Consider the following 421-nt stretch of genomic DNA (forward strand, 5'->3'; position numbering starts at 1 on the left):
GGCATCCTTTTTCGGATTAATACGATATCGGAGGTCGTCTGAAAAAGTTTTCAGACGACCCTTTAATCAAAAAATAACAATTAAGGAAAAGAACAACCTTCAGGAATGGTGATTTCACAGTTTTTCAATCCCGCTTTATTACATTGTTTCAATGCTGCGGGTTCTGCCTGCCCTGGTTTTTCCCTAGCTGTATAAAATACTCTGAATTTCTTGCCTTCTTTGCCCGTTGCCGCTGCTAAACAGGCATTACCTGCCCAAATGGCAACTTTACACGGGGCATTTCTCCCGCCCTGCTCACACGCTTTAATTGCTTCATGTTTAGCCTCCTCAATAGAATCTTTATTTAAAGCCCCGCTCGAAATACCTGTTTTTTCATTAGTAGCTACTGCACCATATTTGGAGACATAGACTATTTTTTTCG

Annotated in this window: 1 protein-coding gene; it reads right to left on the reverse strand. The window is 41.1% G+C overall.

Annotated elements, in window-relative coordinates:
* Nucleotides 1–80: 80 nt before the first annotated feature.
* The coding region (locus HMPREF3050_RS02050; protein WP_070773273.1) for a DUF4189 domain-containing protein at nucleotides 81–421 on the reverse strand (341 nt) is incomplete at its 5' end.

It is taken from the genome of Neisseria sp. HMSC065D04 (genome assembly GCF_001815675.1).
Lineage (GTDB): Bacteria > Pseudomonadota > Gammaproteobacteria > Burkholderiales > Neisseriaceae > Neisseria.